This window comes from Plantactinospora sp. B6F1 (genome assembly GCF_040120695.1).
Lineage (GTDB): Bacteria > Actinomycetota > Actinomycetes > Mycobacteriales > Micromonosporaceae > Plantactinospora.
In genome coordinates this window covers 54479-62193 of sequence record NZ_JBEEAC010000039.1, presented here as the reverse complement: position 1 = coordinate 62193, position 7715 = coordinate 54479, and the positions used below count along the sequence as shown (strand labels likewise).

Below are 7715 nucleotides of genomic sequence, written 5' to 3'. Positions count from 1 at the left end.
GCGACCAGCGGAAACCTACACACCATCCCTCAACCCACACCCCTACAACTCGAAATCCTGGACCTACTCGACGTCAACCCGCTGGAATGGTGCTGACGATCGCCGACGTGCGGAATACGGGCCTAGCCGGTCGACCCCGTAGCCGGTCGACCCCCGTAGCCGGTCGACCCCCGTAGCCGGTCGATCCGCGCAGTCGGTCGGCGATCTCCCGGGTCGCCTCGACCCGACGTGGCGGCCGGACGAGATGCTCCCGCCACCCGTGGAACGGATGGCGGGAGCACCGGTCGCCAGCTGCGCCCGGCCACCGGCCGGAGCCGGATGGGAGTGCGTCAGGGGTGGGTCAGGCCCGGCTGCAGGGGGAACCGTTCAGGCTGAACGAGGTCGGTGACGAGTACGTACCGCTGTACGAGCCCTGGTAGCCGAACGAGGCCGTACCGCCGGGTGGAATGTTGCCGTTCCAGCTGATGTTGCGGGCGGTCACCGCCGATCCGCTCTGCGTGACGGTGGCGTTCCAGGCGTTGCCGATCTGCTGCCCGGACGGCAGGTTGTAGGTCAGCGACCAGTTGTTGATCGCGCTGGAGCCGGTGTTGGTGATGGTGACCGACGCGGTGTACCCGTTGTTCCAGGAGTTCGCCGTGTAGGCGACCCGGCAGGAGTTGCCGCCCGGCGGGTTCGTCGGCGGGTTCGTCGGCTGGCTGGTCGGCGGGTTCGTCGGCTGGCCGCCGCCGTTCACCGACGCGGAGAAGGAGTTCACGGCGAGCCCGGTGCCGCCGATCCACGGCTCGAAGCCGGCCTGGATGCTGGTCAGGTACCACGAGTTGGTGATCGCACCACGGTTGCGGGCGTCGTTGATGAAGTCCAGCACGCTGAAGTTCCAGCTGCTGATCGGCGACGGTGCGACGTACGAGATGACGTTGTTGCCGCCGTTGTTGCCGCGCCACACGTCCCAGGTACGTCCGCCCACGGTGCCGTTGCCCACCGAGGAGCCGATCGGCTGGATCGAACCCTGCCGGTTGAACCAGATCATGATCTCCATCTGGTTGACGCCGTCCCGTTTCGGGGTGGGGTCCAGCCAGATGTCGTACGAGGCGTTGTAGGTGGCGCCGCCGACGAAGTTGTAGTTGATGCTGCTGCTCGCGCTGCTGATCTGGCTCACCTGCATCGGCAGGTTGGTCCCGGGCGAGCAGTTGGTGTAGTGACAGCCGAGGAAGACCGACGGGTACGACACGGGGGCGCCGCTGGTGCTGCTCTGGCCGTCCTGCCGGGTGATGGAGAACCCGTTGTCGGTGACGTTGATGCACTGCTGGGCGGTGGTGCCCCAGCGGTTGTTCTGGACCACGTACCGGCCCTGGATGGTGGTCGAGCCGTACTGTTCGCAGATCTGCACGTCGGCCTGGGCGGGGCCGGCGGCGCTGAGTACCGCGACGGCGGCGCTGGCCAGCAGGCCGGCGACCGCCGCGAGGACGGGGACGGGACGTCTCATGATGCTCCTTGGCGTGGTGGGTGTCCGTGGAGTGGTGCGGTGCCGCGTGGTGCCGGGCGTGCGGCGGGTGGTGCGAGGGAGCGCTCCCATGGGCAGCTGGAGACACATTTACATGCTTGAAATCGGAAAGCAACCGGGCGTGGGTCGGCCGGGGGTTGTTCATGGCGATGAGCCGGTTATGGCGGTTGCGCCGTCGGGCTGAACGGCGTACGACGTCGCGCGGGTGGGCGGCGTCGGGTCGGCGGGCTGCGGCCGGTCCGGCTCAGGCGCCGGCCAGCAGGGTGCGGGCGGCCCGCACCTGCCGGACCGCGCCGTGCAGTGCGGCGACGATCCGTTCCTCGCACTCCGCGTCCAGCCTGGTCGCCGGCACGGAGAGGCTGATCGCGTCGATGGCCGGGGAGTGCAGCGGCACCGCCATCGCGAAGCAGACGATGCCCTCGGTGTTCTCCTCGCGGTCCACCGCGTGGCCCCGGTCCCGCACCGAGGCCAGCTCCGCGTGCAACTGGTCCGGGTCGGTGATGGTGTGCCGGGTCAGCGCCGGCAGTGGCCAGCTCAGCAGCCGGTCCACCGCCTCGTCGGTGCGCTGCGCGAGCAGCACCTTGCCGAGCGCGGTCGCGTGTGCCGGGAGGTGTCGACCGATGGCGCTGTACAGCCGCAGCGGGTGCACGGACTCGCGTTTGGCCAGGTAGACCACGTGTGGCCCGTCCAGTCGGCCGAGGTGCACGGTCTCGCCGAACTCGGCGGCCAGGTCGTCGAGCACCCCGGCCAGCAGGCTTGTGGTGTCGTCGGTCTCCAGGTAGGCGGCACCGACCTGGAGGGCGCGTACGCCCAGCCCGAACCGGGTGCCGGTGGCGTCCGCCTCCACCCAGCCGCGCTGGATCATCGTGCGCAGCAGGCCGTGCAGGCTGCTCTTCGGGATGCCGAGCGTGCGGGCCAGTTCGACCAGGGAGCGCCGCTGCGGTGAGTCGGCCAGTGCCTCCAGCACGTCGAGGGTCCGGCCGGCCGACTTCACCGGCTGGAACGTCTCGACCGGACCGGGCGGAGCGGTGGCGCCGGCCGGTGCGGGCCGGAGCTCCGCGCCGCTGGTCGTCCCCGTCGTCATGTCGGCCACTCTAGTCGACTTGACAGGGTCGGCGAGCACAGTAGGGTCGCATATGTGACCAGCGTTCAAGATGATGAACAGTTCGTGGGGGTAGCCGAGTCCATCGCGGCGACCCGGATCCTGCCGGTCGTGGTCCTGGAGGACGCGGCCTCGGCGCCGGCACTGGCCGCGGCGCTCACCGCGGGCGGCCTGCGGGCCATCGAGGTGACCTTCCGGACCGCCGCCGCCGCCGACGCCATCCGGTCGATGGCCGAGCGCCCCGACCTGCTGGTGGGCGCCGGCACCGTGCTGACTCCGGCCCAGGTCGACCAGGCCGCCGACGCGGGCGCCCGGTTCGTGGTCTGTCCCGGCTTCTCGCCCGCGGTGGTACGCCACTGTCAGCAGCGCGGGCTGCCGGTCTTTCCCGGCGCCGCCACCGCCACCGAGATCCAGATGGCGCTGGACGCCGGTCTGGAGACGGTCAAGTTCTTCCCGGCCGAGCAGCTCGGCGGGGTCGGCACGGTCAAGGCGCTGGCCGCCCCGTTCCGCTCGGTCCGGTTCATCCCGACCGGCGGGGTGCACACCGGCAACCTCGGCGACTACCTGGCGCTGCCCGCCGTGCTCGCGGTCGGCGGCACCTGGATGGTCGCCCCCACCCTGCTCGCCGAGGGCCGCTGGGACGAGGTCACCCGGCTGACCGCGGCCGCCGTCGAGGCCAGCCGCGCCGCCGGCTGACCGGGCCGCCGTCGAGGCCAGCCGCGCCGCCGGCTGAGTCACCGAACCACACAACCGCCGGCACCGTCCGGCCCGCCAGAAAGGCCCGCCATGCTGCCGCTCCGTTCCGCCGACGACTGCCGCTTCGACCTGGTCTCGCTCGGCGAGGTGATGCTCAGGCTCGACCCGGGTGAGGGCCGGGTGCGCACGGCGCGGACGTTCCGGGCCTGGGAGGGCGGCGGCGAGTACAACGTCGCGCGCGGACTGCGCCGGTGCTTCGGGCTGCGGACCGCCCTGGTCACCGCGTTCGCCGACAACGAGGTGGGACGGCTGCTGGAGGACTTGATCCTCACCGGCGGGGTCGACACCTCGTTCGTCAGGTGGGTGCCGTACGACGGCATCGGCCGGAGCGTGCGCAACGGGCTCAACTTCACCGAGCGGGGCTTCGGGGTACGCGGCGCGGTCGGCACCTCGGACCGGGGACACACCGCGGCCAGTCAGCTCCGCCCGGACGACGTCGACTGGGACCACCTCTTCGGCACCCTCGGCGTGCGCTGGCTGCACACCGGAGGCATCTACGCGGCGCTCTCCGAGGTCACCCCGGAGACCATCGAGGCCGCGATGGCCGCCGCCCGCCGGCACGGCACCCTGATCTCGTACGACCTCAACTACCGGCCCAGCCTCTGGAAGGCGGTCGGCGGCCAGGCCCGGGCCCGGGAGGTCAACCGGCGACTCGCCCGGTACGTCGACGTGATGATCGGCAACGAGGAGGACTTCACCGCCTCGCTCGGCTTCGAGGTGCCCGACACCGACGAGTCCCTCGCCGAGCTGGAGGTGGCGAACTTCCAGCGAATGATCGAGGCGGTCACCAGGGAGTACGACAACTTCCGGGTGGTGGCGACGACGCTGCGCACCGTACGCAGCGCGACCGTCAACGACTGGGGAGCGATCGCCTGGTCCGCCGGCAGCGGTTTCGTGCAGGCGACCCACCGGTCGAACCTGGAGATCCTCGACCGGGTCGGCGGCGGCGACAGTTTCGCCTCCGGGCTGATCTACCGGCTGCTCACCGGCGGCGACCTGGCCAGCGCGGTGGAGTACGGCGCGGCGCACGGCGCGTTGGCGATGACCACCCCCGGCGACACCTCGATGGCGAGCCTGAAGGAGGTCGAGGCGCTCGTCCGGGGAGCGGGCGCCCGGGTGCAGAGGTGAGGCGCTGACCGGTTGTGACCTGGGCAGACCCGATCGGATCTTCCGTTGGAGTGATAGCGCGGAGTAGTGTCTTGCCTTCAACGCGTGCCGATCCCTCCGGAGGCGTCACCAGATGGTCGCTCCCCACCTGCGTGTTCTCGTCGTCGGCGCGGGGATCGCCGGCCTGGCGGTCGCGCGTACCCTCCGGCTCGCCGGGTTCCGGCCTGAGATCATCGAGAGGTCGGCGCGAGCCGACGGCCCCGAGTTCGGCCTCTACCTGCCCGGCAACGCGGAGCGGGCGCTGCGGGAGATCGGGCTCGACGACCCGGTGCGACCGTTCGGCCAGGTCATCCGCTACCAGCGGTTTCTGGACGCGCAGGGCCGGGAACTGTGCGAGGTCGACCTCGACAAGCTCTGGTCGGGGGTCGGCGAGTGCCGGGCACTGCCCCGGTCCGACCTGCACCGGGTACTGCTGAGCGGGGCCGGCGGCGAGGTGCGGTACGACACCGAGGTGCGCGCCCTGGATCTGCACCCGGACGCCGTCACGGTCACCTTCGGCGACGGCAGCCAGGCCGAGTACGACCTGGTGGTCGGCGCGGACGGACGCCGTTCGTCGGTCCGCGCGCTGGCCGCGCTCGGCGGCCTGGCCCGGCCGGCGGGGCACATCGTGTACCACGGCGTCGTCCGCGGCGGTCCGCCGCTGGCCGACTGGACCGGGCTGCTCGGCGAGCGGGCCGCCTTCGTCGCTGTGCCGATGGGCGCCGACCGGCTGCACTGCTACGCCGACGAGGTCGGCACCGCGACACCGACGGACCCGCTGGCCCGGGTACGTGAGCTGTTCGGTGGGTACGGCGACCCGGTACCGGCCATCCTGGGCGCGCTGGACCGGGTGTGGGTGACCCGGACCGACGAGGTGGAGTTGGGCGCGTGGTCCCGGGGCCGGGTGGTGCTGGTCGGCGACGCCGCACACGCCACGGCGCCGACGCTGGCCCAGGGTGCCGCGATGGCGTGCGAGGACGCGCTGGTGCTGGCCCGTTCGCTGGACCGGTCGGCGACCGTCCGCGAGGCGCTGGAGAGCTACGAGTACCGGCGCCGGCCCCGGATCAAGTGGGTGCTGGACCGGACCCGGGACCGGAACCGGACCCGGGACGTACCCCCGCCGCTGCGCGACCCGCTGCTGCGGATCCGGGGCAACCGCATCTTCCAGGAGCACTACCGGCTCCTCGTCGACCCGGCGTGACGGTGTCCGGGCACCTGAGGTTTCTGGCCGGCTGTCCGGGCACCTGACGGTGTCCGGCCGGCGGTCCGAGCGGCCCGCCGGGGCGGTGTCGGCGGGTCGGGGCGTACCCGAGGAGGGACCCGCCGCTGCCGGGGACTATTCTGCCTGCGAGGTACGGCTCGCAGATCCACAGCGCGTGCCGAGTGGGACTAACGAGAACCGGAGGCCACTCGTGACCACCGTCGCACCCAAGCCGATCGTGACCCGGCCATGGCCGGTCCGCCAGCCGGTCAAGGGCTCGGCACTCACGCGGCTGCTGCGTACGACGGACGCGAAGCAGATCGGGATCATGTACATGGTCACCGCGTTCGCGTTCTTCATGATCGGTGGCCTGATGGCGCTGCTGATGCGCGCCGAGCTGGGCCAGCCGGGACTTCAGTTCCTGTCGCCGGAGCAGTACAACCAGCTCTTCACCATGCACGGCACGATCATGCTGCTGTTCTTCGCGACGCCGATCGTCTTCGCGTTCGCGAACTACGTGGTGCCGATCCAGATCGGCGCGCCGGACGTGTCGTTCCCCCGGCTGAACAGCTTCGCGTACTGGCTATACCTGTTCGGCGGGACGCTGGCGGTGGCCGGCTTCATGACCCCCACCGGCGCGGCCGACTTCGGCTGGTTCGGCTACACCCCGCTGAGCAACGCCGAGCACTCGCCCGGGATCGGCGCGAACATGTGGATCTTCGGACTGGTCATCTCCGGTCTGGGTACGATCCTCGGCGCCGTCAACATGATCACCACGGTCCTGACGCTGCGGGCGCCCGGCATGACGATGTTCCGGATGCCGGTCTTCACCTGGAACATCCTGGTCACCAGCCTTCTGGTGATCATGGTCTTCCCGCTGCTGGCGGCGGCCCTGCTCGCGCTCGCCACGGACCGGCTGCTCGGCGCGCACGTCTTCGACGCCGAGACCGGCGGCCCGATGCTCTGGCAGCACCTCTTCTGGTTCTTCGGGCACCCCGAGGTCTACATCGTGGCGCTGCCGTTCTTCGGCATCATCACCGAGATCATCCCGGTCTTCTCCCGCAAGCCGGTCTTCGGCTACAAGGGCCTGGTCGGCGCGACCATCGCGATCGCCGCGCTGTCGATGAGCGTCTGGGCGCACCACATGTTCGCCACCGGCCAGGTGCTGCTGCCGTTCTTCTCGTTCCTGAGCTTCCTGATCGCGGTGCCGACCGGCATGAAGTTCTTCAACTGGATCGGCACGATGTGGCGGGGCCAGATCAGCTTCGAGACCCCGATGCTCTGGTCGATCGGCTTCCTGGTCACCTTCCTCTTCGGCGGCCTCACCGGCGTACTGCTGGCCAGCCCGCCGCTCAACGTCCACGTCTCGGACTCGTACTTCGTGGTGGCGCACTTCCACTACGTGCTCTTCGGCACCATCGTCTTCGCCGTGTACGCCGGCGTCTACTTCTGGTTCCCGAAGATGTTCGGCCGGATGCTGGACGAGCGCCTCGGCAAGGTGCACTTCTGGCTGACCTTCATCGGCTTCCACATGACGTTCCTGGTGCAGCACTGGCTCGGCAACGAGGGCATGCCCCGGCGGTACGCCGACTACCAGGTGCTGGACGGCTTCACCACGCTGAACATGGTCTCCACGATCGGTTCGTTCATCACCGGCATCTCGACCCTGCCGTTCCTCTACAACGTCTGGAAGTCCTACAAGGCGGGTCCGGTGGTGGAGGTCAACGACCCGTGGGGCCACGGCAACTCGCTGGAGTGGGCGACCAGTTGCCCGCCGCCGCTGCGCAACTTCGACCGGATGCCCCGGATCCGCTCCGAGCGGCCGGCCTTCGACGCGAAGTTCCCGGAGCTGGCCGCTGGCGGGCAGTCGCTGGCCGGCCCACCCGAGGGCGGCGCCAAGCCACTGACCAGCGAGTCCGACCACGGCGCCAGCTACACCGAGGACACCGCCAGTAACATCGACCGGCGGTAGCCCGCACCCGTTCGATCTCGCGGCCGGTACCGGCGGA

6 protein-coding genes are annotated in these 7715 nt (G+C 70.5%); 4 read left to right on the top strand and 2 right to left on the bottom strand.

What is annotated here, in order from left to right; all coding sequences use genetic code 11:
* Positions 1 to 340: 340 nt before the first annotated feature.
* Together ABNF97_RS30140 and ABNF97_RS30135 are read right to left on the bottom strand one after the other, a co-directional pair.
* Positions 341 to 1483, bottom strand: a complete 1143-nt coding sequence (locus ABNF97_RS30140; RefSeq protein WP_130464629.1) for a GH12 family glycosyl hydrolase domain-containing protein — start codon at positions 1481 to 1483, stop codon at positions 341 to 343.
* Positions 1484 to 1745: 262 nt separating this feature from the next.
* Positions 1746 to 2585, bottom strand: coding sequence for an IclR family transcriptional regulator domain-containing protein (locus tag ABNF97_RS30135; protein ID WP_130464628.1), 840 nt, complete (start codon positions 2583 to 2585; stop codon positions 1746 to 1748).
* Between the two features lie 54 nt (positions 2586 to 2639).
* Between ABNF97_RS30135 and eda the strand changes: the two genes are divergently transcribed.
* From eda to ctaD, 4 genes are all read left to right on the top strand, one after another.
* On the top strand, positions 2640 to 3299 hold the full coding sequence (eda, locus tag ABNF97_RS30130) for a bifunctional 4-hydroxy-2-oxoglutarate aldolase/2-dehydro-3-deoxy-phosphogluconate aldolase (protein ID WP_130464627.1): 660 nt from the start codon (positions 2640 to 2642) through the stop codon (positions 3297 to 3299).
* A gap of 90 nt (positions 3300 to 3389) precedes the next feature.
* Complete coding sequence (locus ABNF97_RS30125) at positions 3390 to 4487, top strand: PfkB family carbohydrate kinase (protein ID WP_130464626.1); 1098 nt, start codon at positions 3390 to 3392, stop codon at positions 4485 to 4487.
* Positions 4488 to 4599: 112 nt separating this feature from the next.
* The gene (locus tag ABNF97_RS30120; RefSeq protein WP_130464625.1) at positions 4600 to 5706 is read left to right on the top strand and encodes an FAD-dependent monooxygenase; all 1107 of its coding nucleotides are present in this window, start codon (positions 4600 to 4602) and stop codon (positions 5704 to 5706) included.
* 211 nt (positions 5707 to 5917) lie between these two features.
* Complete coding sequence (gene ctaD / locus ABNF97_RS30115; RefSeq protein WP_130464624.1) at positions 5918 to 7678, top strand: aa3-type cytochrome oxidase subunit I; 1761 nt, start codon at positions 5918 to 5920, stop codon at positions 7676 to 7678.
* The last annotated feature ends 37 nt before the right edge of the window (positions 7679 to 7715 follow it).

Bases quoted from the DNA above. Each gene is read 5' to 3' on its own strand.
- ABNF97_RS30140 (WP_130464629.1), bottom strand. From the start codon at position 1,483: ATGAGACGTCCCGTCCCCGTCCTCGCGGCGGTCGCCGGCCTGCTGGCC.
- ABNF97_RS30120 (WP_130464625.1), top strand. From the start codon at position 4,600: ATGGTCGCTCCCCACCTGCGTGTTCTCGTCGTCGGCGCGGGGATCGCC.
- ABNF97_RS30125 (WP_130464626.1), top strand. From the start codon at position 3,390: ATGCTGCCGCTCCGTTCCGCCGACGACTGCCGCTTCGACCTGGTCTCG.
- ABNF97_RS30135 (WP_130464628.1), bottom strand. From the start codon at position 2,585: ATGACGACGGGGACGACCAGCGGCGCGGAGCTCCGGCCCGCACCGGCC.